The organism is Kitasatospora albolonga (assembly GCF_039535905.1).
GTDB classification, from domain to species: Bacteria; Actinomycetota; Actinomycetes; order Streptomycetales; family Streptomycetaceae; genus Kitasatospora; species Kitasatospora albolonga.
The window spans coordinates 1-21,511 of record NZ_BAAAYB010000055.1 but is presented as its reverse complement, the minus strand read 5'-3'; the positions used below and the strand labels follow the sequence as shown (position 1 = coordinate 21,511).

At 72.4% G+C, this 21,511-nt stretch carries 11 protein-coding genes and 4 pseudogenes; 7 read left to right on the top strand and 8 right to left on the bottom strand.

Annotation, left to right across the window (positions count from 1 at the left end; genetic code table 11):
- Positions 1 to 5,282 precede the first annotated feature (5,282 nt).
- Positions 5,283 to 6,252: pseudogene (locus ABD946_RS13340) on the bottom strand (ferrochelatase); the annotation flags it as partial.
- Between the two features lie 126 nt (positions 6,253 to 6,378).
- Between ABD946_RS13340 and ABD946_RS13335 the strand changes: the two are divergent.
- Both ABD946_RS13335 and ABD946_RS13330 read left to right on the top strand, forming a co-directional pair.
- The gene (locus ABD946_RS13335) at positions 6,379 to 7,638 is read left to right on the top strand and encodes an MFS transporter (RefSeq protein WP_345283253.1); all 1,260 of its coding nucleotides are present in this window, start codon (positions 6,379 to 6,381) and stop codon (positions 7,636 to 7,638) included.
- Between the two features lie 103 nt (positions 7,639 to 7,741).
- Positions 7,742 to 9,046 carry a D-arabinono-1,4-lactone oxidase gene (locus ABD946_RS13330; protein ID WP_345283252.1) on the top strand — a complete coding sequence of 435 codons (1,305 nt, stop codon included), beginning with the start codon at positions 7,742 to 7,744 and terminating at the stop codon, positions 9,044 to 9,046.
- A 7-nt stretch (positions 9,047 to 9,053) separates the two neighbouring features.
- Here the strand turns inward: ABD946_RS13330 and ABD946_RS13325 are convergent, their stop codons facing one another.
- Complete coding sequence (locus ABD946_RS13325) at positions 9,054 to 9,842, bottom strand: hypothetical protein (RefSeq protein WP_345283250.1); 789 nt, start codon at positions 9,840 to 9,842, stop codon at positions 9,054 to 9,056.
- A gap of 438 nt (positions 9,843 to 10,280) precedes the next feature.
- On the opposite strand from ABD946_RS13325, the gene sepH reads away from it, so the two are divergent.
- Positions 10,281 to 11,348, top strand: coding sequence for a septation protein SepH (gene sepH / locus ABD946_RS13320; RefSeq protein WP_345283248.1), 1,068 nt, complete (start codon positions 10,281 to 10,283; stop codon positions 11,346 to 11,348).
- A 103-nt stretch (positions 11,349 to 11,451) separates the two neighbouring features.
- Here sepH and ABD946_RS13315 read toward each other — a convergent pair whose 3' ends face one another.
- Complete coding sequence (locus ABD946_RS13315; protein ID WP_345283246.1) at positions 11,452 to 12,291, bottom strand: sulfurtransferase; 840 nt, start codon at positions 12,289 to 12,291, stop codon at positions 11,452 to 11,454.
- A gap of 132 nt (positions 12,292 to 12,423) precedes the next feature.
- Here ABD946_RS13315 and ABD946_RS13310 point away from each other — a divergent pair, with 132 nt between their 5' ends.
- Complete coding sequence (locus ABD946_RS13310; RefSeq protein WP_345283244.1) at positions 12,424 to 13,131, top strand: VOC family protein; 708 nt, start codon at positions 12,424 to 12,426, stop codon at positions 13,129 to 13,131.
- A gap of 23 nt (positions 13,132 to 13,154) precedes the next feature.
- Here the strand turns inward: ABD946_RS13310 and ABD946_RS13305 are convergent, their stop codons facing one another.
- The 4 genes and pseudogenes from ABD946_RS13305 to ABD946_RS13290 form a co-directional block, all read right to left on the bottom strand.
- Positions 13,155 to 13,820 carry a thymidine kinase gene (locus ABD946_RS13305; protein ID WP_345283242.1) on the bottom strand — a complete coding sequence of 222 codons (666 nt, stop codon included), beginning with the start codon at positions 13,818 to 13,820 and terminating at the stop codon, positions 13,155 to 13,157.
- A 41-nt stretch (positions 13,821 to 13,861) separates the two neighbouring features.
- Positions 13,862 to 15,031 (bottom strand): alkaline phosphatase family protein, encoded by a 1,170-nt coding sequence (locus ABD946_RS13300; RefSeq protein ID WP_345283240.1) that lies wholly within the window; start codon positions 15,029 to 15,031, stop codon positions 13,862 to 13,864.
- A 9-nt stretch (positions 15,032 to 15,040) separates the two neighbouring features.
- The gene (locus ABD946_RS13295) at positions 15,041 to 15,628 is read right to left on the bottom strand and encodes a DUF5998 family protein (protein WP_345283238.1); all 588 of its coding nucleotides are present in this window, start codon (positions 15,626 to 15,628) and stop codon (positions 15,041 to 15,043) included.
- Positions 15,629 to 15,722: 94 nt separating this feature from the next.
- Positions 15,723 to 18,497, bottom strand: a pseudogene (locus ABD946_RS13290) (bifunctional acetate--CoA ligase family protein/GNAT family N-acetyltransferase).
- 301 nt (positions 18,498 to 18,798) lie between these two features.
- On the opposite strand from ABD946_RS13290, the pseudogene ABD946_RS42665 reads away from it, so the two are divergent.
- Positions 18,799 to 19,074 (top strand): annotated as a pseudogene (locus ABD946_RS42665) (HPr family phosphocarrier protein); the annotation flags it as partial.
- A 179-nt stretch (positions 19,075 to 19,253) separates the two neighbouring features.
- Here ABD946_RS42665 and glsA read toward each other — a convergent pair.
- Positions 19,254 to 20,058, bottom strand: a pseudogene (glsA, locus tag ABD946_RS13280) (glutaminase A); the annotation flags it as partial.
- 110 nt (positions 20,059 to 20,168) lie between these two features.
- On the opposite strand from glsA, the gene ABD946_RS13275 reads away from it, so the two are divergent.
- Together ABD946_RS13275 and ABD946_RS13270 are read left to right on the top strand one after the other, a co-directional pair.
- Positions 20,169 to 20,891, top strand: coding sequence for an AzlC family ABC transporter permease (locus tag ABD946_RS13275; RefSeq protein WP_345283236.1), 723 nt, complete (start codon positions 20,169 to 20,171; stop codon positions 20,889 to 20,891).
- Complete coding sequence (locus tag ABD946_RS13270; protein WP_345283234.1) at positions 20,881 to 21,195, top strand: branched-chain amino acid transporter permease; 315 nt, start codon at positions 20,881 to 20,883, stop codon at positions 21,193 to 21,195. Before ABD946_RS13275 ends, ABD946_RS13270 begins: the two co-directional genes overlap by 11 nt.
- Positions 21,196 to 21,511 lie beyond the last annotated feature (316 nt).

Below are 21,511 nucleotides of genomic sequence, written 5' to 3'. Positions count from 1 at the left end.
CTCGTATCCCGGCTCGCGCCACGCCTTGACGATGTTCCGGCACGGTGCAGCTCCCGGTCGACATGGCCGGCGGGGCGGCCGGTGTCGATGAAGAGGAAGTTAGGTCGACCGACGGACGACACGCAGTCCCGCATGGCGCAAAACCCGTCGGCGACCCTGTCGAATCTCAGAGCGGTGAGAGGACCGTGTCCGCCAGGTGGGCGTGGTCCCCCAGCGCGGCTGATGGCAGCCTCTGGGCGGGGATGGTTGACGGTTGTAACGGGGACGGGGACCCGACGTCCAGGGCTGGGACCAGGGCCGGCGTCGGATTTTTTTTTTTTTTTTCTTTTTTTTTTTTTCTTTTTTTTTTTTTTTTTTTTGCCGCGATGCCGTACCCGACGCGGACGTCCGCCAGGCCGTAAGGCCTCCGAGAAGGTGCGCAAGCACGATCCAAGCCGTCCAGCCCGCGCAGGGCCTCAAGGCCGTCGGGATAGCCGGGGCGGGGACCGGCGAACTCGCCGTACGCCTCGTCGAGTACCAGCAGGGCCGACTCCGGGAGGGCGGGCCCACGGACCCGCGCCAGCTGCCGGCGTCACGAGCATCGCGCCCGTGGGGTTGCACGGGTTGGGCGAGGGAAGACGAGCTTAGGGCCTCGCCGCGAGCGCGTCGCACCAGGCATCCGCGTTGACTCGAAATGGCGGTGACCGGGACCTTTTGTGGACCCGGGCGCCCATCACGCGGGGGGAGGCTCTCGTGCAGGCTGAAACCCGGGTGCCTGGGGCCACCAGTCACCCCCAGGGTCGAGGACGGCAGGGCAGAGCCGCTCCGGATGTTCTCGAACCGTTGCGAGCAACGACCCGGTCGGGGGGCCGGAACGTCCAAAACTCCTCCGACGGCTTCGGCGAGACGCCGCCAGTGGGGTCGGGATAGCGGGAGACGCCGTCGGCCAGGGCCTTCCGTACGGCTCGGCTGACCGCCGGGGAGACGCCGAAACGGGTTTCGTTGTTGGAGGGAGTTTGATGACGCGGCCGGAGCCGATGAGGGCCGGCCACCTTCGTCCGGGTCGGCGCCGGGGTCGTAGAGCGGTAGCCGGCGACCTCCCGGCGTATCAGGGAGGTGGAAGGGGTCGGCGTGAGAACGGGGTTCATGACGCTCCGGTTTCCGTGGCGGTGTGCGCCGGACTTCTCCGGTTGGAGCCGGTCGCGCGGCGCTAGGAAGGCGACCTAGCAGGAGGGGGTCGGTGGCGGCAGTGCCGATCGTCTGTCCGACGTCCAGACGCCCTCGACGCCCCAGTCGGCGGTGGACCCGAGCAGGTAGCCCAGGCAGGACCGATCAGACAGTACCCCACAAATGGAGATCCGGAAGGGGCCGGCGGTGTCGGCCGATGCAGCGCAGGATGCCGTTGCCGATGTTTCTGGGTCGCGTCGACGACCTGCATGAGGGCGGCGATGAGCAGTCCGGTCACGGTCAGCGCGATGATGTCCGCGTTGTCGGGTGCCTCCGTGGAGCTGAACAGGGACACGATCGCCTCCGGCACAACCAGGTACACGACGGCGACACAGCAGCGTCGCGATCCCACACCCCAGGCGCGGTGCGAGCAACCCCGTCTGCGGGCTTCCGGTTAGCGTGCCGCCGTCGGCCCGCTTGATGAGGATCGACGCCGCGTGGGAAGGAGGCCGGCGGAGATCTGAAGAGATGTTAGACGATCTGGTTGAGCACCGTCTGCGCGGCCAGGGCCTCGACGCCCAGGAACCGATGACCAGGGTGAGCACGCCATGAAGAAACCAGCCTTCCGAGGCGTAGGTGCCCGATGATCGGCAGGCCAAGGCGCCAGACGACCGGACCGCGTCGCCCGTTCCAGCGCCGCGCATGGGGCGAGGGAGGTACGGGCGGAGGGTGCTGTCGCGCAGGATCACCGCGAGAAACGCAGGAAGGACAGCAGGAACACAGTGGAACGGGGCCGATACGCCGGACGCACGACCCCGAAGGCCGAACGCGGGCAGGCCGAAACTTGCCGTGGATCAGGACGTAGTTCAGGCCGATGGTGACGGCCGGACCGAGGCCAGGTGATGGCCAGCAGCGGGCCGGGAAGCTTGAGGCCGGTGGTGTGAAGTGCCGAGGTTCTGGAACCACAGGCAGGGCAGCATGCCCGGCGCCAGGACCATCAGGAACTCGCCTGCCCTGTCGACCACCGTGGGGTCCTGGCCCAGAGGCCGAGCAGCCCGGGCCGATCAGCAAGCAAGCGCCACGCCAGAACACCACACCGCAGACGGTCGCCCATGAAGAAGCCCGCGACAGCAGTGCGCCGACGCGTTCGCGGTCGTCACGCACCCCGGGGCTTCGCGACCAGGTTGATGAACCCGGTCACCAGGCCCGTGCCGGTGAGTGCGCAACCTGTGGTTGACAGCGCGATGTCCAGACCGGCGGCGGGCGATCTCGGACGGCGCGAGGGGCCTGCCCAGCATGACGATGTCGACGGTGGTCAGCGCGACAATAGGCGAAGTTGGTCAGGATCAACGGAACGCGAGCCTGAGCAGCGCACGCAGTTTCTTGACCCACCAGGCGGGCGCCGCTCGCCTCCGCGCGGCTCGTGCTGTCGTGTCGGTCGTATCGCGTACTCCCAGAAGTTGACCTTTTCTCGCGCCCGTCCGGCCCGCGCCGATGGGTCGTGCTATGTACCGCCGAGCGCGGCGCGGTGACCGCCATGCCGCGTTGTAGGCGTCGAAGACACGTGTCCGGTGGAGTCGGGCGGTGCCCGGGCCGAGAAGGGATGTCGGGGAGCTGGGCGTCGACCGACGTGGGCCAGGCTGCCGTCCTCGACCCCAGTCGTCGCAGGATGGCGTGAATCTGGGGGTGTCCGTGGGATCCGGTAGTCCGCGCCTGGGCACACGTCGGCGGACGGCCGTACCCGAGGATTACGGCGGACCGAGAGGCCCGGTTCATCCAGTCGCAGCCGGACCCTCCTCCGTGGCGGACAGGCGGAGGCGCCGACCACGATGTCCGCCTCACCGGCGGCCCAACGGAGATCCTTGACGTCCTCGACCTCGCGCCGTACGGGACGCTGACCGGACGGCGCCGCAGGCGCGCGGGGACTCCAGCCGGAAACAACCTGCAAACCGCTCCAGCTCGGATCGGCCGCGACCAGCATCGGCAGGGCCGCCTGGCCCCTGGACCGCCGGCTGCCACGACGAGGGCGGTCCGTGCGTCGGGGGCATGCGCGCTGGCGAACAGGGCGGTGGTGGCCAGAGGCACCGCAGCTGGGCCGAGCTTCACCACGGTCCATCAGCCGCACGATGGGGGCGCCGGTGTGTCGTCGGACGAGGAGACACGAGTGGAACGGTAGTGTCCCGGCTGCGGCGCGGGCGAACCGTAAGACGGCTTGAAGCAGACGGTGCCGCTGCGGCGGTCCCTCGCCACCATCGAGTTAACTGAGGCGAGTGCGTGGCCGGGATGCGGTCGATGCTCGTCTTGACGGGTTGGGTTCGAGCAGCCTTCGGCAGCGCGCGGTAGGCCTGCCTCCACGACCGCGATCCACCTGCCGGTGGTCGAGGTCCAGTCCTTCCTGCTGGATTGCGGCAAACGCACAACTGCCCGGGCGGCATAGGTCTGGGACATGGGGGTCTTCTCCTTGTTGGGGGTGTGATCGGATCGGTGCGAGGTCTCATCGGATTCCGTCAGTCGCCCAGCGGGCGATGGCCCCGTCCGTTCACCCAGCCGGAGGGGAGAACGACCTTTCGACGGCCCAGTGGCAGTCGTGGAAGGTGCCTCGTTGGAGTCCCATCTGGTATCCGGCGGTGTTGAGGTAGACCAGGTCGTTCACCGCGCACCGTACGGGACGCGGGAAGGCCGATCTTCCGCCAGGTCACCAGGTCGCTCTCAGGCAGGTCGAGCCGGCGACGCAGGCCGGGAAAAGCTCGTCGGCGGCGGGCGTGCGGACATCAGCAGCGGGTCTCTTGTGTCTCTTTTGTATGCTGGTAATAACAGCTAGCGTAAATGCAGTTTCGGCAAAAAGGTATCGCTGTTGAACCACTGTCGGAAAGGCTGAAGCTGCTGCCTGCGCCACGGTGGACGATCGCCGTACCCGTCGGACTCCCGACGGTCGTCGACTGTTGTAGCGGAACAGGTGAAACCGCCTGGGTCCAGCGGGGCCGGCCGGGCTTTACCGACGGAACCGGATGCGTGGCGGTTCCCGCCTTCGCGGGAGGACTCGCCACCGTCGACCGGGCTGGCGCAGATCGCGCGGATCGCCGGTCGGCGGATCTGGCGACTGTACGGGTAGAAGTCATCGAAGTCCTTTCGCCAGCGTGGTAAGTGGGCCGGTTCGTTCGTGCGAGGAAACTCGTTCAAGAGCCGCGGCTCGACGTCAGCGGACGGAATCCGCCGCCGATGTCGACAGTTCGGCGGTTGCCGAGCCGGCGCCGCCGGGCCGTCGAGGGACAGTGCTCGATCATCTCGCTCGCCGCACCGTCGCGCGTTCGGAGCCGGAGTGCCGTTGAGGTGGAAGGAGAAGCCTCGGGAGGCGGATGTGGTCCGCGAAGTTACCCCGGCGCACGGCCAGCACGGCAGGTCCCCCGCTCAGCGGCGGACATCCCGAAAGCGCTTCGCGGTTGGCCGGCTGTCCGGGATCGCAGGCAGCACCGTGGCCTGTCGCCGTGCGAGCCGCGGCCGGTTAGGCGGCGAGCCGACGGAGTTCGCTGATACGAGTCGACGGCGACAGGCCGCCATCTGAACGGCCGAGAGGTGCAGCGTGTCGTCTTCTCCGGTCCGGACACTCCGAATCCAGGTGTCCGTGCACTCCGACGGCAACGCCTTGACCAGTTCGGGTGGTGCTGGCGACGTCGACACCGGCACCCAGGGCGGCGGCACGAACTGGAATAGCAGTCCCCCGGCCTTGTTCGCCTTCTTGGCCAAAGAGGATTTCGGCGTCGGTGCCGGTCTCGGCGAACGCGCGGAGAAGCCCCTGAAGACGTCTCTCGAAACACTTCGGGCAGCGCGACGTGCAGCGGGGACCCCAGGGCCGTCCAGGACGGCGACCAACAGTGCGCGGCTGCTCAGCAAGGAGCGCGGAGGACGATGGGACATTGCCGGAGCGCCGGTGAGCACGAAGGGCCGGACTCCCGGCCGTCGGGCGCTCCAGCACATTTGTCGTGGGATAAGCACCCCGTAACTTCTATCCGATTATGACACTCATTTTCAAACTACGCGGAGAACGGTTGATCGCCACACGGGGGTATGAAATGGGCGTTTCCGCCACCGTGGGGTTGTCGGGCTCGCTATTCAACAATTTCAAGCACGTGTCGGCAACCGACCGTGGCGGCCAGGGTGACCGGCGAGGTCCAGCATCGGCGGCCTGGCGCGGCTCGGTGTCGTAGGTCGTACTTGACCCTCCATGTGCGTCGGAGACGAAGCCGATCGGCACCACCACGGCGGCCGGGCGCCGGCCTGCTGCAGGCCCTCCAGGTGGTCGCAGATGTCCGGCTCCAGCCACGGGACGTGCGGCGCGCCGCTGCGGCTCTGGTAGACCAGCTGCCACGGACGGCCGTCACGCCCGTGCGCTCGGCGACGGCCTCGGCGACCAGCCGGGCCACCTCCAGGTGCTGGGCCACGTACGCGCCGCCGGGCTCGCCCCGGGCCGGGTCGTCGGGGGCCCGGAGCCGTCGGCCATCGCGTCCGGGATGGAGTGCGTGGTGAAGGCGAGGTGGGCGCCGTCGCGGGCCGCGGCGGGCAGCCCCTCCAGGGCGGCGAGGGTGGCGTCCACCATCGGCTCGACGAAGCCGGGGTGGTTGTAGAAGTGGCGCAGCTTGTCCACGCCCAGCCCGGTGACGCCCTCTGCCCTCCAGGGCGGCCCAGCGCGTCGGCCAGGTTCTCCCGGTACTGGCGGCAGCCGGAGTAGCCGGCGTAGGCGCTGGTGGCCAGCACCAGCACCCGGCGCTGACCGTCGTGCGGCCAGCTCGCGCAGGGTGTCGGTCAGGTAGGGCGCCCAGTTCCGGTTGCCCCAGTAGACCGGCAGGTCCAGGCCGTGGTCGGCGAAGTCCTTGCGGAGGGCGGCCAGCAGCTCCCGGTTTGCTCGTTGATCGGGCTGACCCCGCCGAACAGGAAGTAGTGCTTGCCGACCTCGGCCAGCCGCTCCTTCGGGATGCCCCGGCCGCGGGTGACGTTCTCCAGGAAGGGGACCACGTCCTCGGGGGCCTCCGGGCCGCCGAAGGAGAGCAGCAGCAGGGCGTCGTACGGGGCCGGGCCGGAGCCGGGCGTGAGGGTGCGCGAGTCGGGCATGGCACCGATCCTGCCACCAAAGGGACCGTTCCCCGGCGCAGGTCCACAGAACGGAAATATCGGTTGCCCGGGCTCGTAAGCTGTGTATGCGATCCGTGTTCCTTACCCCACCAGCGGAGCTCCCCCGTGCTGTCCAGCTACCGCCAGATCTTCGCCGCCCCCGGCACCCTGGCCTTCTCGTTCTCCGGATTCATAGCCCGGATGCCGATCTCGATGACCGGCATCGGCATCATCACCATGCTGTCCCAGCTGCGCGGCTCCTACGGGCTGGCCAGCGCGGTCTCGGCCGCCATGGCCGTCTCGGCCGCGGTGCTCGGCCCACAGGTCTCCCGGCTGGTCGACCGGTACGGGCAGCGGCGGATCACCCTGCCCGCGACGGCGGTCACGGTCGCCGCGGCGGTGGTCCTGCTGCTGCTGGCCCGGGCCGGGGCGCCCAGCTGGACGCTCTTCCTGCCCGCGATCGGGATGGGCGTGATGCCCAGCGCCGGCTCGATGGTCCGGGCCCGCTGGGCCAACCTGTACAGCTCGACCCCGCCCAAGCTGCACACCGCGTACTCCTTCGAGGCGGTGGTGGACGAGATCTGCTTCATCATCGGCCCGATCCTCTCCGTCACGCTGGCCACCAGCGTCTTCCCGGAGGCCGGCGTGCTGCTGGCCGGGGTCTTCCTGCTGGTCGGCGTGCTGCTCTTCACCGCCCAGCGGCGGACCGAGCCGCCGGTGCGCACCGAGGAGCACCGGGCCGGGCGGTCGGCGATCTTCTCCAAGGGTCTCCAGGTGCTGGTGGCCACCTTCGTGGCGACCGGCGCGGTCTTCGGTTCGGTCGAGGTGGTCACCCTGGCCTACGCCGAGGCCGAGGGGCACAAGAGCCTGACCGGCGTGGTGCTGGCGATCTACGCGCTCGGCTCCTGCCTGGCCGGGGTCGTGTTCGGGACGCTGAAGCTCACCGGATCGATGGCCACCCGCTTCCTCGTCGGGGTCGCGCTGATGGCGGCCAGCATGGTGCCGCTGGTGGTGGTCGGCTCGCTGGTGCACGGCACCGCCGGGCTGGTCGCCATCAGCGCCGCGCTGTTCGTGGCCGGCATCTCCATCTCGCCGACCCTGATCACCGCGATGGCGCTGGTCGAGCGGCTGGTGCCGGCCACCCAGCTGACCGAGGGGATGACCTGGACCACCACCGGCCTGGCCCTGGGCGTGGCGCTCGGCTCCTCGGCCGGTGGCCTGGTGGTGGACGCGGCCGGCGCCTCGGCCGGGTACTGGGTGCCGGTGGCCTCCGCCGCCTTCGGCGCGCTGGTCGCCCTCGGCGGCATCCGGCGGCTGCGCGCGGGGCTGCCCGCCCCCCGAGGCGCAGCAGCCCGTGGCGGTCTGAGACCGCTCCCCTCCGAATGATCGTCGGCGTGCCCCGGACCCCTGTTTTCCGGGGCGCGCGGCGACTACGCTCCCCCTACCCACCGGTACGGAGCGGGCCGAGGCCCGGAGCGGAGGCACCCCCATGCCCCAGGCCACCTGGCGGAACTGGGCCGGAAACCAGAGCGCCCGGCCGAGCCGGACGGCGACGCCGCGCTCGGTCGAGGAGCTGTCGGCCCTGATCGGCCACGCCGCCGAGCAGGGCCGGACGGTGAAGGCGGTCGGCTCCGGCCACTCCTTCACCGCGATCGCCTCCGCCGGGGACGGCCTGCTGATCCACCCCGACGGCCTGTCCGCGCTGCGCGGCATCGACCGCGAGGCCGGCACCGTCACCGTCGAGTCCGGCTTCCCGCTCTGGAAGCTCAACCGGACCCTGGAGGCGGCCGGCCTCTCCCTGACCAACATGGGCGACATCGAGGTGCAGACCGTCGCCGGGGCCACCAGCACCGGCACCCACGGCACCGGCCGCGACTCCGGCTCGCTGGCCGCGCAGCTACGGGCGGTGGAGATCGTGCTGGCCGACGGCTCGGTGCAGCAGTGCTCGGCGCAGCAGAACGCCGAGCTGTACCAGGGCGCCCGGCTGGGCCTCGGCGCGCTCGGCGTGGTCAGCGCGCTGACCTTCGCGGTGGAGCCGCTCTTCCTGCTCACCGCGCACGAGCGGCCGATGGGCTTCGAGGAGGTGCTCGGCTCCTTCGAGGAGCTGGCCGCCGTCAACGAGCACTTCGAGTTCTACTGGTTCCCGCACACCGACCGCTGCTCGGTGAAGCGGAACAACCGCAGCCAGGGCCCGGCCGCCCCGCTGCCGCGCTTCAAGGCCTGGCTGGACGACGAGTTCCTCTCCAACACCGTCTGGGAGGGCGCCTGCCGGGTCGGCCGCCGCTTCCCCGGCTCGATCCCCACCATCGCCCAGCTGGCCAGCCGCGCCTGGTCCGAGCGGACCTTCACCGACGTCGCGTACAAGGTGTACACCAGCCCGCGCACGGTGCGTTTCACCGAGATGGAGTACGCCGTCCCGCGCGCGGCGGCCACCACCGTGCTGCGCGAGCTCAAGGCGCTGGTCGAGCGCTCCGACTGGAAGGTCAGCTTCCCGGTCGAGGTGCGGGTGGCACCCGCCGACGACCTCTGGCTCTCCACCGCCAACGGCCGGGACAGCGTCTACATAGCCGTCCACCTCTACCGGGGCACCCACGAGCAGGGCTACTTCACCGAGGTGGAGAAGCTGATGACCGCTCACCAGGGCCGCCCGCACTGGGGGAAGCTGCACACCCGCGACGCCGAGTACCTGGCCTCGGTCTATCCGCACTTCGGCGACTTCACCGCGCTGCGCGACAAGGTCGACCCGGGCCGGCTGTTCGCCAACGACTACCTGCGCCGGGTGCTCGGGGACTGACGGCCGGTCAGGGCGAGGGGCTCCCGGACGGCGGCTGCGCCGCGGGCTCGCCGGAAGGGGTCGTGCCCTGCGTCGGGGTCGGCGACGGGGTCGGGCTGGGGGTCGGGCTCGGCGTCGGCGTCGGGCTCGGGCTGCCGGAGGGGGAGGACGAGGGCGAGGAGGACGGACTTCCCGAGGGCGTCCCGCTCGGCGTCCCGGACGGAGTCCCGGACGGGCCTCCGCTCGGCGTGGCCCCCGGCTGCTGCTTCTCCTCCGACGAGGTGTCAGGAGACGGCGGGGACTTCTCGACCGTGCCCCCGAAGGAGGTGCCCTGGCCCTGCTCGCCCTTGACGGTGGCCGCCACCGGCTGACCGGTGATCAGCTCGAAGGACACGATCGGCACCATCGCCAGCGCGAACACCAGCCCCGAGACCGCCAGGTACGTCCTCCAGGTCCAGCGCCGCTTGGCCCGCACCGTGGTCGGCTCGTTCCACTCCTCGGACAGCTCGGACACCTCGGTGACCTCGGGCAGCGGATCCCGCTTCGACCCCTGGGTGCGGTCCACGACCTGACGGAGTTGCTCCCCACCGCGCCGGAACCAGTGCTGGAGGACCGCGCTCCCCGTGGTGGCACCGATCGAGACCACCGCGGCGCCCAGGATGGTGCCGTAGACGCCCAGCTCGGAGGCGAGCAGCGCGCCGACGATCGTGGCCAGCGCGCTCGCGGCCACCTGGGCCACGCTCAGGTCGATCCGCCGTCGGCCGCCCTCCCCCTCCTTCTCCTCGGTGGTGGTCGCTTCGGTGCGCTGCTGGGGCATCAACATCCCTCGGTCGGTACGGCTGTTCATCCGGAAAAGTCCCTCCATCTTGCACAAAGGAGGACACAACGGGCGAAAATCTGGTTCTTGGCCGCCGATATATGTGAAGATGATCACCGCGCACTGACCGACCGTCGGCTATTGGAGTGCCCGCCCTTGAGATTCCCCTGAATCCGGGGAGACTTGAGCGGCGAGCCGCCCCTCTGGATGCCACGAATGGAGTACTGTTCGTGGAGCCTGAGCCTCGGTCATCAGTGTCGGCTGTCCAGCGGACGGCGGCCGGGGCCCCCGGGCGCGACGTCGACCGGCGACGTGGCAAACAGGCAACCGTGCCACAACGGTGCGTCAGGGCGGAAGCCCGACACGCCGAGTAACTCTGCAAGGTTGTGGCCAGTCGTGAGTGGGCAGGCCACACTCAGTACGGGAGCAGCGACGCAGGTGACGTCGGCAGGCACCACCCGGGAGGTAACCGTGCCCGAACTGCGCGTCGTGGCCGTCAGCAACGACGGCACACGGCTGGTGCTCAAGGCTGCCGACAGCACGGAGTACACCCTCCCCATCGACGAGCGGCTGCGCGCCGCCATCCGTGGTGACCGCCCGCGCCTCGGCCAGATCGAGATCGAGGTCGAGAGCCACCTGCGCCCGCGGGACATCCAGGCGCGGATACGAGCCGGTGCCTCCGCCGAGGAGGTCGCCCAGGCCGCCGGCATCTCCGTGGACCGGGTGCGCCGCTTCGAGGGTCCGGTGCTGGCCGAGCGCGCGTTCATGGCCGAGCGCGCCCGCAAGACCGCGATCCGCCGGCACGGCGAGACCACCGGCCCGCAGCTCGGCGAGGCCGTCGCCGAGCGCCTCGCGCTGCGCGGGGCGGAGAAGGACACCGAACGCTGGGACTCCTGGCGGCGCGACGACGGCACCTGGGAGGTCATCCTCTCCTACCGGGCCGACGGCGAGGGCCGCAGCGCCGGCTGGACGTACGACCCGCCGCGCCGGCTGGTGCAGCCGAACGACGACGAGGCACGGGCGCTGATCGGCGAGAACGTGGAGCGGGAGGAGGACTCCGTCTTCCCGTTCATCCCGCGGATCGCCCGGCTGCCCCAGGACCGTCCGTCCCGCCCGATGATCGAGCGGCCCTCGGCCGACCGGATCATGGCCCGGGAGGTGCGCGAGGTCCGGGAGGTCACCGCGGCGGCGGCCACCGCCGAGGTCCGCGACCCGCTGACCAGCCTGCTGGACGTGGTGCCCTCCTTCGTGCCCGCCATCGAACCGGTGGTGGCGGCCGAGGCCGAGCCGGACGAGGTCGAGGAGGCCGCTCCGGCGGCCAGCGTCGGCGCCGGTTCGGCGTACGCGGACATCCTGATGCCGCGGGCGGTCGCGCCGCACCGCGAGCGGCTGGTCGGCACCACCGACCGGCAGGCCGAGGCGGACGGGGTCCGGCCCGGTCGGCGGGCCACGGTGCCGAGCTGGGACGAGATCGTCTTCGGTTCGCGCCGCAAGAAGCAGGACTGACCGGCCGTCAGGCCGTGAGCGCGGGAGGCGGGGCCCCGAGGGGCCCCGCCTCCGCCGCGTTCCGGGGCCGGGCCGGCACCCGGTCGCGGCAGGGTCGGCCGTCTCAGGCGCCGGTCGCGGCCGGGTTGGCCGGGTCGGCCGACCACTCGCTCCAGGAGCCCGGGTAGAGCGCGGCCCCGTGGTGGCCGGCCACCGCGAGGGCCAGCAGCTCGTGCGCGGCGGTGACGCCGGAGCCGCAGTAGACCGCCACCCCGGAGGCCTCCTCGACGCCGAGTGCGCGGAACCGCGCGGCCAGCTCGCCGGCGGGCAGGAAGCGGCCGTCGGCGGCCAGGTTCTCGGTGGTCGGGGCGGAGACCGCGCCGGGGATGTGCCCGGCCCGCGGGTCCACCGGCTCGACCTCGCCGCGGTAGCGCTCCCCCGCACGGGCGTCCAACAGCAGCCCGGTGCGGGCGAGTTCGGCCGCACCGCCGGCGTCCACGGTGGGCAGCGCGCCCGGCTCGGGCTTGAAGTCCCCGCCGCCGCCGGCCGGGGCCTCCGTGGTCAGCGGGCCGCCCGCCGCCGTCCAGGCGGCCAGACCGCCGTCGAGCACCCGGACGTCCCGGTGGCCGGCCCAGCGCAGCAGCCACCAGGCCCGGGCGGCCGAGGTGGCCGGCCCGGCGTCGTAGACCACCACGGGCCGGTCGGCCCGCACCCCGGCGCGGCGCAGTGCGGCACCGAACACCTCCGGGTCGGGCAGCGGGTGCCGCCCGGCGGCACCCGGCGGGGCGGCCAACTCCCGGTCCAGGTCCACGTAGTGGGCGCCGGGCAGGTGGCCGGCCGCGTACTCCTCGGCGCCGGGCGGGCCGCCCAGGGCCCAGCGGACGTCCAGCAGGGCGGGGGCGTCGGCGCCGCCGAGGGCTGCGGCCAGCTCCTCGACGTCGATCAGGGCGGAAGGGGTGCTCATGCGCGCCATTCTTCCTCCGAAACTCCCTCCTTTGTACGGTCTTTGCGCGGCTCGCCGGGGCATGTACACCACGAGTCCGCCTTCGCGGTGGAACCATTCCCCTGCGACCGGAGCACTCCGAGGAGGACCGCCATGACCGCGGTGAAGGCACGGCTTGCCCAGGGCACGCCCTGCTGGGTGAGCCTGATGACCGGCGATCCGGAGGGCGCGCAGGAGTTCTACCGCGCCCTGCTGGGTTGGGAGTTCGAGCCGGGGCCGACCCCGTTCGGCGGCTACGTGCGGGCCACCCTGGGCGGGGCCCGGGTGGCCGGGCTGGGCGTCACGCCGCCCGGCTCGGGGCACGGGGTGGAGTGGACGACGTACTTCGCGGTGGACCAGGCCGACGACGTGGCGCAGCGGATCCGGGAGTGCGGCGGCACCGTGGCGGTCGGCCCGGTGCAGGCCGAGCGGGCCGGGCGCGTCGCCATCGCGGCGGACGTGACGGGCGCGGTGTTCGGCCTCTGGCAGGGCGAGGAGCACACCGGCTGGGAGCTGGTCGGCGTGCCGGGCGCCCCGGCCCGGGTGGAGCTGCTGACGCCGGACCGGGAGGGCGCCGGGTACTTCTACGACGCGGTCTTCGGGGCCGGCCCGGAGCGGACCTTCCGGGGCGGGGAGGAGCTGCGGGACGGGCCGCCGCGCTGGCGGGTCCACTTCGGCGTCACCGACCCGGACCTGACGGCCGACCTGGCCGAGCGGCTGGGCGGGCGGGTGCTGGTCTCCCCGCACGACACCGGGCACGGCCGGGTGGCCCGGCTGGCCGATCCGCAGGGCGCGCGCTTCTCGGTGATCACGGTCTCCTGACGGAGGCTCAGGAGAGGGGAACCTCAGGCCTGTTGTGCGCCCGCCTCGCCGAACGGCAGCACGTCGGGCGAGAGCACCGAGGCACGGGCGGTGGCGGCGGTCAGCCTGCGCCGGTGGTGGCGGCGGCAGAGCACCTCGTAGCCGACCTCGGCCTCGCTCTTGGCGATGTCACCGACCACCACCTGGGCGCCCTCGACCACCATCACCCCGCCGACCGTGCGGGCGTTGTGGGTGGCCCGGGCTCCGCACCAGCAGAGCGCCTCGACCTGGAGCACCTCGACCCGGTCGGCCAGCTCGATCAGGCGCTGCGAGCCGGGGAAGAGCCGGGTGCGGAAGTCGGTGGTGATGCCGAAGGTGAAGACGTCGATGGAGAGTTCGTCCACCACCCGGGCCAGCTGGTCGACCTGCTCGGCGGTGTAGAAGTTGGCCTCGTCGCAGATCAGGTAGTCGACCTTGCCGCCGGCCGACAGCAGGTGCACCACGTGGGCGTGGAAGTCGAAGCCGTCGGTCACCTCCTTGGCCTCGGCGCGCAGGCCGAGCCGGCTGGAGATGGTGGAGGCGCCGGCCCGGTCGTGCCGGGAGAAGATGATGCCCCGTCGGCCCCGGGCGGCGTGGTTGTGGTCGAGTTGGAGCGCGAGCGTCGACTTGCCGCAGTCCATCGTGCCCGAGAAGAACACCAGGTCAGCCATGGGTGGAACGGGGGCCTTTCGGTCGTGAGAGCTGGGGTCGGTCAGCTGCGGACTTCGAGCAGCGGCACGATCTGCTCCACCGCCGTCATCGACCCGTGCAGGCCGATCATCGAGGACTCGCCGGGCTCGCGGCGCGAGGCGATCACCGCGACGTCGTCGCGGGCGGCCGCCACCACGTCGCCGATCCGGTGGTACACCCGGTCCTCGACCACCGGGCCGAACCAGCCGGCCGCGATCGCCTGGTCCCGGGTGGCCACCCAGAACCTGTCGCCCAGCACCTCGCTCCAGACCGTGAAGACGTCGCCGGCCGCCCCGGGCACCGCGTACACGTGCCGGGCCCGGCCCTCGCCGCCGAGCAGGGCGACGCCCGCGCCCAGCTCCCAGTCCTCGTCGAAGTCGATCCGGTCCTCGGGGGCGACGTCGATCATGCCGTGGTCGGCGGTGACGTACATCGCCGAGCGCGGCGGCAGCTGCTCGGCCAGCCGCTTGGCCAGCCGGTCCACCGCGAACAGCGCCATCCGCCACTCGCCCGAGTCCACCCCGTACCGGTGGCCGGTGCCGTCCAGCTCGCTGACGTAGGTGTAGACCAGCGCGCGGTCGTGCTCGGCCAGCCACTGGGCGGCCAGGTCCATCCGTTCCTCGCCGGTGGTGCGGCCGAGGAAGGTGCCGCCGGAGAGCGCCACCTGGGTGAGCGGGGTCTGGGCGAACAGCGGCGAGGAGACCTGTGCGGTGGCCACGCCCGCCTGGTGCACCCGCTCGAAGACGGTGGGGTGCGGCTGCCACTCGCGCGGCGGCACCGGGGGCTGCCAGCGCAGCTGGTTCATCAGCTGGTCGCGCCCCGGCACGGCCACCGTGTACCCGGCCAGCCCGTGCGCGCCGGGCGGCAGGCCGGTGCCGACCGAGGCCAGCGAGGTGGCGGTGGTGGACGGGAAGCCGGAGGTGACGGAGCGTCCGCCCGCCGCGATCAGCGCGTTCAGGAACGGCGCGTAGTCCGGGTTCCGCTTGATCAGCTCGTAGCCCAGGCCGTCCACCAGGAAGACGCAGACCCGGTCGGCGGGCTCCAGGCCGAGGCCGTCGGCGAAGCCGGCCAGGCCGAAGCCGGCCGCCACCGCGGGCAGCAGGTCGGAGAGCGCGCCGGTGCCGTAGCGCGGCACGGGGGCGTCGGAGGGGTCGAGGATCTCGAAGTCGTCGTACCCGAGGTGCGTGGTCATGAAGGTGCGTCAGCCCCGGTTGATGGTGGCCTCGGACAGCGCCCGGGCGAAGACCAGCGACTGCGCGACCGTCTCCGGACCGTCCCCGGCCTCGCTGACCCGCAGCGACAGGTCGTCGGCGGTGGCCGAACCGGTGTAGCCGTGGTCGGCCTCGCAGTTCGGGTCCGAGCAGCCGGCCGGCTCCAGGTCGATCCGCTGGACGGCGCCCCAGCCGATGGTCAGCACCACCTCGCGCGGCAGCGTGCCGGGGGTGTACGTCTCGGGGTTGGCCACCATCCGGGAGAGCACCACGGAGTTGATCCGGTCGATCCGGACGCACTCGGTGGAGGTGGTGGCGTACGGCACCGGGTTGGACCCGTCGGCGTTCTGCTCGTCGGTGTGGCTGACCACGAACCGGCTCGGTGTCAGCACCAGGACGGTCACGTGGCGGCGCACCTCGTTGGAGTCGAAGGTGGTCTCCTGGTGGACCAGGTAGGAGACGATCGGCTCGGAGCCCACCGCCGACTCCACGGCCTCCGACACCAGGGCCGGGTAGTAGCCGCTGCGCTCGATCGCCGACCGCAGGTCCTGGGTGGTGGTGGTACCGGTCTTCGCCATAGCTCCATCCTGGCATGTCCCGCCGACGTGGCGGTCGGCGCTGCGCCGGACTTCCGGCCTCTTCGCGTCCGGTGTCGGACACAACCTAGGAAGGTTACAGGGTGCTCATGGCGCGCGGCCCCAGATCGCTGCGGACCGGCAGCGGCGCGATCCGCACCCGGGCCGCCAGCACGGCCAGCCCGCGCGGTGCCACCACCACCGGGTCCAGGTCCACCGAGGCCACCTCCGGGAGGTCGTCCACCAGCCGGGAGACCCGCAGCAGCAGCTCCTCCAGGGCCCCGGTGTCCACCGGCTCGGCGCCCCGCCAGCCGAATAGCAGCGGGGCCGCCCGCACCTCGCGGACCAGCGCCGAGACGTCCTGGTCGGTGGCCGGGACCAGCCGGTGTGCGACGTCGCCGAGCAGCTGGGACGGGGCGCCGGCCAGGCCGAAGGAGAGGATCGCGCCGACCGCCGGGTCGACGGTGGCGCCGATCACGGTGTCCACCCCGCGCGGCGCGAGCCGCTGCACCACCAGCCGGGCCCTGGCCGCTCCGCCCAGCAGCGCGTCCAGCTCCCGGAAGGCGCGCCGCAGTCCGGGCTCCCCGGTGAGGTCCAGGCGGACGCTGCCCAGGTCGGCGCGGTGGCGCAGGTGCTCGGCGGTGGCCTTGAGCGCGACGGGGTAGCCGAGCGCGGCGGCCGCCCGCAGGGCGCTCTCCTCGTCGGGCGCGGGCAGCGCGGGGTGGACGTCGATGCCGTAGTGGCCGAGCAGCTCGGCGGCCTGCTCGTCGGAGAGGACGATCCGCGCGCCGCCGGGCTGGGTCCGGGCCGCCACCGCCGTCCTGGTCTGCAGGGCGGCCTCCACCAGGGCGCGGGCCCGGTCCTCGGCGATCCGGTCCAGCTCGGGGACCCGGGCGGTCTGCTCGGCCTCGGCGGTGCGGCGGCGCCAGTCGGCGTAGCGGGCCGCCTGGGCCAGCGCGTGCACGGCCCGCTCGGGTGCCGGGTAGGCCGGGATCCGGGCCGCCTTGAGCCGCTCGGGCAGGTCGGTCAGCGCCAGGTGGGCGAGCAGCAGCGGCTTGCCCAACTCCCTTGCCCTTCCGGCCACTTCGATCAGGGCGTCGGCGAACTCCGGCTCCTGGGCGCCGCGTTCGGTCGGTGGGCGGTGGGTGGCGATCGGCGGGATGGTCACCGCGATCACCGCGTCCACCGCCGGGTCGGCCAGCGCGGTGTCCAGCGCGATCCGGAAGTTCTCGCCGGTGGCGCCGGTGGTCAGGTCCACCGGGGTGCCGGGGCGCAGGCCGGCGCTCAGGCAGGCGTCGTGGGTGAGCAGTCCGAGCGAGTCCGAGTTGCCCACCACAGCGACGCGGTCCCCGGCCGGGAGCGGCTGGAAGGCCAGCAGCTCCCCGGTGTCGAACAGCTCGGTGATGGTCTCCACCCGGACCACCCCGGCCTGCTGGAACAGCGCGTCCACGGTCTCGTCCCGCAGCCCGCTGGAGGCCGGCTGCACGGCGTGGCCGGGCGGCAGGCTGCCGGTGTGCCGGGCCCCCTTGACCACCACCACCGGCTTGCTCGCGGCGAGGCGCCGGGCGATCCGGGTGAACTTCCGCGGGTTGCCGAAGGACTCCAGGTAGAGCAGCACCACCTCGGTCGCCGGATCGTCCTCCCAGTACTGCAGCCAGTCGTTGCCGGAGACGTCGGCGCGGTTGCCGACCGAGGCGAAGGAGGAGATCCCCAGGCCCCGGCGGTGCGCGGTCTCCAGCAGCGCCACCCCGATCGCCCCGGACTGGCAGAACAGGCCGAACGGGCCCCGGCCGGGCAGCGCCGGGGAGAGCGAGGCGTTCAACGGCCGCTCGGGATCGGTGTTCACCAGGCCGAAGGCGTTCGGCCCGATCACCCGCATCCCGGCCGCCCGGGCCTGGCGCACCAGGGCCCGCTGGCGGTCCCGCCCCTCCGGACCGGTCTCCGCGTAGCCAGCGGTGACCACCACCAGGCCCTGCACGCCGTGCGCCCCGCACTCGGCGACGGCCTGCGGCACGGCGGGCGCCGGGACGGCGATCACCGCCAGGTCCACCGGGCCAGGGATCTCCAGCACCGAGCGGTGGCTGGGCACGCCGTCGATCGGGGTGCCCGGCTCCGCGTTCCGGTTCACCGCGAACAGCTCGCCCGCGAAGCCGCCGCCGCGCAGGTTGCGCAGCAGCGATCGGCCGACCGACTGCGGCTGGCGGGAGACCCCGATCACCGCGACCGAACGGGGCGTCAGCAGCCGCTGCACCGAACGCGCCTCGGCCCGGTGCTCGCGGGCCCGCATCACCGCCAGCGCGGAGTCGGTGGGCTCCAGGTCGAACTCCAGGTGCACCACGCCGTCGGCGAAGGACCGGCGCTGGACGTAGCCCGCGTCGGTGAAGACCTTCACCATCTTCCGGTTCTCCGGCAGCACCTCGGCCTGGAAGCGGCGGATGCCGCGCTCCTGGGCCACGGCCGCGATGTGCTCCAGCAGCGCCGAGGCCACGCCGCGGCCCTGGTGGGCGTCCTGCACCAGGAAGGCCACCTCGGCGTCCGTCCCGGTGACGGAGGGGCGGCCGTCCGGGTCGATCCGGTCGTAGCGGACGGTGGCGATGAAGCGGTCCCGCACCACGACGGCCAGGCCGACCCGGTTGACGTAGTCGTGGTGGGTGAAGCGGCGGACGTCCTTGTCGGAGAGCCGGGGGTACGGCGCGAAGAACCGAAGTACTTCGACTGGTCCGAGACCTGTTCGTAGAACTCACACCAGCCGGTCGGCGTCGGCCTCGGTGATCGGGCGGATCCGGGCCGTGCCGCCGTCGCGCAGCAGGACGTCGGCCTCCCAGTGCTGGGGGTAGCTGTGCTCGTCGCCGTGCGGCGCACCGTCTTCCACAGCGTCAGGTTAGACGCTCCCGGCCTCCACCGAGCAGGACTCTCACCCCGGCGGCCCGGCGGCCCCGCCTGCGCTTCCGGCTCGGCCCGGGCCCCTCCCCCCGCCCCGCCCTCCCCCGGCTCCGCGCAGCGGCCCCCCTCACCCCTTCGCCCCCGGCGAGCCTGCCCGGCACCGCGGGTGGTCCGGGCAGGGTGGGACTTTGGCCACCAAAGAGTCCCGCACGGCGCGACCTCGCCGTTTGCATGCGGACACTGGTCTAGACAACCCAGCTCCACCAGCACACCACTGAAAGGCACGTCACATGGCTGAGCGCCGCGTCACACATCGGTGGGCCGAGGGCCTGCACGCCCGTCCCGCCTCCGTCTTCGTCCGGGCGGCGACCGCCGTGGGCGTGCCCGTCACCATCGCCTAAGGAGGGCGCAACCGGTCAACGCCGCCTCCATGCTGGCACGGCTGGGCGCTCACGGCGCAGGGACGGCGACCCGGTCGTCTGGCCTCCGCCACGCCTGAGCGCGCGCGCGAGCGAGCGCTGCGACCGCCTGCGAAGGGTCCATGCGAGGCCTCGGACGAGCTCCCGCCGCCTGACGCACCATCCGAAGGGCGCGCCACCGGTCAGCCGGCGGCAGCGCGCCTTCCCGTGCGCCGTAACCTCAGCAACACCGGACACCCCTCGTGGCCAGTGGTCAGCGCGTCCAGCGCCGCCTACGCCACCCAGCACCGACCGAGTTCCCCGCCTGCGTCCAGCCCCGGGCCTCACACGCAGACCGCCCCGCGCCCCGGCAGCACCGCAGGCCAGGATCCCGCCGCCGACCCCGCTCTTGCCGGCGCAGCCCGACCCGGAAGGCGAACTCCCCGCCGCGTCGTACGTGCCGCAGGTGAGCAGCACCGCGTTCACACGCTTCGCCTCGCTCCGGCTCAGCAGCCGTGACCCCGTCCGCCCGCACCCCGTGCCGGGCCAGGAACCGCCCCACCAGCGCCAGGTCCCGGCAGCTCGCGGTCATCGCACAGTGCGCGTAGTAGTGCGCCAGCACGCTCTCCACCGGGTTGCGCAGGTTCCCGTAGCTGGCGATGAAGTGCGCCAGCGCCGCGTTCCGGTGCCCCGTGCCGGGCCTCCGAGGCGGCCACCGCGTCGTCCACCTCGATCGCCTCGTTGCCCGACTCCGCCCGCAGGAAGTCCCGCACCGCGCCGACCGCGTCCCCGGTCAGCTCCAGCAGACGGTCCGTCACCACCAGGGCGCCGGCGTTGATGAACGGGTTTGCGCGGGATGCCCTGCTCCGTCTCCAGCTGCACCAGCGAGTTGAACGGATTGCCGGACGGCTCCCGGCCGACCCGCCGCCACAGCGCGTCGCCGTCCTCCCCGCCCTCGGCGAGGGCCAGCGCCAGGGTGAACAGCTTGGAGACGCTCTGCACCGAGAACGGCGTCTCCCAGTCCCCCGCGCCGTACACCTCACCGTCCACCGTCGCGATGGCCATGCCGAACGCCGTCGGGTCGACCGCCGCCAGGGCCGGGATGTAGTCGGACCGCCGGCCGCGCTCGGGCGCGCTCAGCGCGGTCGCCATCGCCTGGTGCAAGAGCTGCTGGTAGTCCACCCGGCCATTGTGCGAGCACGCGTCCCACCAGTCGAAATGCCGTTCGCATTCGGACGGCCCGCACCGCCTACGGTGCCGGGATGACCGCCACCGCCCCGCCACCCGCACCACTGCCCGCACCGCCGCTCGTCCCGCCCCGCGCCGCCCTCCGGGACACCCTCGGCGTGGGCATCGGGATCTTCCCGCTCGGGCTGGCCTTCGGCGTGCTGCTCACCCAGAGCGGCTACGCCTGGTGGTGGGCCCCGCTCTTCTCGGTGCTGATCTACGCCGGCTCGGTGGAGTTCCTGGCCATCGGCCTGCTGCTCGCCGTCACCCCGCTCGCCTCGCTCGCCATGACGACCTTCCTGGTCAACTTCCGGCACGTCTTCTACGGGCTCTCCTTCCCGCTGCACCGCGTCCGGGGCCGGCTCGGCAAGGCCTACAGCGTCTACTCGCTGACCGACGAGGCCTACGCCCTCACCGCCACCAAGCCGGCCGAGACGCTCTCCTCGGGCTACGTGCTCGGCATCCAGGCCCTGTGCCAGGCCTACTGGGTGACGGGCGGTCTGCTCGGCGCCCTGCTCGGCTCCGCCCTCCCGGCCGGCCTGGAAGGACTGGAGTTCACCCTCACCGCCCTGATCGCGGTCCTCGCCGTCGAGGGCTACCGCGCCACCCGCGACATCCCCGGCCCGGTCCTCGGGCTGCTCTCCGCGCTGACCGCCCTGCTGATCGCCCCCGGCCAACTGCTGGCCGTCGCCCTCGGCCTCTACGTCGCCGCCCTCGCCGTCCGCCACACCCTCAGGAGCCGCCGCCGTGCCCAGTGACCGCTACCTCCTGACCGGCCTCCTGGTGATGCTCGCCGTCACCCTCGCCCTCCGCGCCGCCCCCTTCCTCCTGCTCGGCCGCCTCCGCGACTCCCCCTTCCTCACCTACCTCTCCACCGCCATGCCCGCCGGCGTGATGGTCATCCTCGCCGTCTACACCCTCCACGGCACCACCGCCGCCACCGCCCTCCCCGCCACCGCCGGCCTGACCACCACGGTCGGACTCCAACTCTGGCGGCGCAGCGCCCTGCTGAGCGTCCTGGCGGGCACGGCGGTCTACATGACGGCGCTCCAGCTCGGCTAAGCGGACAAATCGCCTTTAGCCAATCCATCCGATCGCGTGGCCCGAGTCGCTTCCGGGAACGAGGCTCCTCCCCGACGCCCACCCTGGGCACCATGAACGACTTCGACCTCGAACGCCCCGAGCACGCCTACATGTTCGGCTTCCTCCAGGCCGACGGCCACCTCCACCAGGGGCCCCGGCAACAAGGGCCGGCTGTCGGTGGAGCTGTCCGCCCGCGACGCCCCGCTCCTGGAGGAGTTCCAGCGCCTCTGCCCCTACAACAGCTCGATCAGGTACCGCACCCGCAGCACCAACTTCGCCGCCGAACACACGTCGG